Source organism: Elusimicrobiota bacterium (genome assembly GCA_040757695.1).
Lineage (GTDB): Bacteria > Elusimicrobiota > UBA8919 > UBA8919 > UBA8919 > JBFLWK01.
In genome coordinates, this window is the sequence record JBFLWK010000186.1 from 1 (window position 1) to 1,981 (window position 1,981).

3 protein-coding genes are annotated in these 1,981 nt (G+C 28.4%); 1 reads left to right on the forward strand and 2 read right to left on the reverse strand.

All coding sequences use genetic code 11. From position 1 onward, the window contains the following. Positions 1-119: 119 nt before the first annotated feature. Positions 120-1,103, forward strand: coding sequence for a transposase (locus tag AB1349_13950; protein MEW6558429.1), 984 nt, complete (start codon positions 120-122; stop codon positions 1,101-1,103). Here the strand turns inward: AB1349_13950 and AB1349_13955 are convergent. Beyond that, the gene (locus tag AB1349_13955) at positions 1,069-1,383 is read right to left on the reverse strand and encodes a transposase (GenBank protein ID MEW6558430.1); all 315 of its coding nucleotides are present in this window, start codon (positions 1,381-1,383) and stop codon (positions 1,069-1,071) included. The genes AB1349_13950 and AB1349_13955 overlap by 35 nt on opposite strands. A gap of 16 nt (positions 1,384-1,399) precedes the next feature. Beyond that, positions 1,400-1,903, reverse strand: coding sequence for a helix-turn-helix domain-containing protein (locus tag AB1349_13960; GenBank protein MEW6558431.1), 504 nt, complete (start codon positions 1,901-1,903; stop codon positions 1,400-1,402). Between the last annotated feature and the right edge of the window lie 78 nt (positions 1,904-1,981).

Sequence of the window (1,981 nt, forward strand, 5' to 3'; positions counted from 1 at the left end):
ATAAAAGAACCTTTTTAATCCTTTGTGTTTAAAACAGGAATTACGCAATTTAAAATAAAAGCTTAAAAAAAGTTCTTATACCCCTTTTGTTCTTGTGAACAATCTGATAGTATAAGAACATGTATAATAAGAATTCCTATAGATTAGCACTCTTGGGTCAAGAAGGCAAGTTTAATTGTGTAAAAGGTGCAAAAAGTTTACCTTTTACAAGCCATGATAAATTGACAAGATTTCTGATTAAAGCAAATTTAAAATGTAGCACTAACCTTAAAAAGCTACCTAAAAAAGGCGTAATTATTTTTGATGACACAGTTATACCCAAAAAATATAGCAAAATAATTGAAAATTGTAGTTATGTATATTCATCATCAGATAATAAAGTAGTTTGGGGCCTATGTTTCATTCTTGTAATATATGTATATAAAGAAAAGATCGATATATTAGATATAATAATATGGCAAAAAGGAGTTAAAACAAAAAATGAACTAATTAGAGAATACTTAATTAAGCTTAAAGAAAATAATTTATCCCCTGAATGTGTAATATTTGATAAATGGTATAATGCTCATGAGACATTAAATTTACTTGAAAAGTTTCAGTGGAAATACATTACACTTGCTAATGGTAAAAGAATATTCAATACAGAACTAAATGAGCTGGAAAACCAATGCAAAACCGGTGATGATAAGAAAATTATATATAAGAAAATGCATATAAAGGATTACAAATTTTTAGGTGCAAATGGCAGATTTGGTAAGCTTAAAAAGGTTAATCATACAGTACAAATCATCAAAAACGGTGATCGATACATATTAACCAATATTCTTGAACTACTAAATTCAGTCAAAGCCTGGAAGTTGTATCAGCGAAGATGGGTTATTGAGACAATATTTAGAGACTTAAAAAGTTTTCTTCATCTTGATCAATGCTCTTCAAGGAGCTTGAAAGCTCAAAAAAATCATATAATTTGCTGTTTAGAAGCATATTCATACTTAAGAAAAAAATATCCAAACAAAAGCGTAGAAGCCGCTCACCAGGAGTTTTTACATAAGGTTAGGAAATTAAAACCTAGACAATTAAATACTTTTTTGAATGCTGCGTAAAATCTGATTTATGATAAGCAACATTATCAAGTATGATGAAATGTTTATTATCCGGATAATATTTAGATAATTCGTTCAAAAATGCAGAAAAAACAAGTGCATCAATCCATTCTGTTTGTAGAAAAAATGAAATACCATCTTCTGGTTGAATTACTCCAAGAACACAATCTTTAAGCTTTGATCCATTTGTTTTAATAACTTTTCGAGTATTTTTTGGCATCCAATCATATGATAAAGAGCCATCTAAGTGAAAAAATACTTCATCTGCAAACCATATCATTGTTTTTTCATCTAATTTATATACTTTTTTTTTCTAGTTCACTAATAAAATTTTTTCTTTTTTCTTCATCTTTTCTATAGTCCTCTTTTTGAGGTTTTTTCCAGCTTAAGCCAGATTTATTAAGGAAAACCCTAACTCTTTCTTTTGATATTTCTTTATTAAATTTTTCTTTTATCTTTATAGATATAATCTTACTTGTAATTCTTCCTTGTTTTCTATTCTCAACAATTTCTATTACTTTTTGCTGTTCATCCAAGCTGAGTATTGTGGGCCTTCCGGGTTTAGTTTTGTCTAATAAGCCTTCGTAGCCTTGCTTATTCCATTTTGTGAGCCATCTTGAAATAGTATTTGGTTCTCGATTTAATCTTCTTGCTATTTCTGATGGTTGTACCTTTTGCATTCTCCACAGGACCGCTTGTAATCTTTCTTTAACCTTTGGATCTTTCTCTTGTCTCACCATTTCTTCAACTTTATTAATGCCACCTTTAATTATTTTTGCATTTATTGGTTTACCAGCCATATTATTCCTCAAACAAACTATAATATAACTTAGTTATTATATCATAATTTTACTATCTATTTATTACTTATGTGGAAA

What these genes read in the sequence shown, in the direction of transcription:
- AB1349_13950 (MEW6558429.1), top strand. Translation starts at nt 120, where the DNA reads ATGTATAATAAGAATTCCTATAGATTAGCACTCTTGGGTCAAGAAGGC.
- AB1349_13955 (MEW6558430.1), bottom strand. Translation starts at nt 1,383, where the DNA reads ATGATATGGTTTGCAGATGAAGTATTTTTTCACTTAGATGGCTCTTTA.
- AB1349_13960 (MEW6558431.1), bottom strand. Translation starts at nt 1,903, where the DNA reads ATGGCTGGTAAACCAATAAATGCAAAAATAATTAAAGGTGGCATTAAT.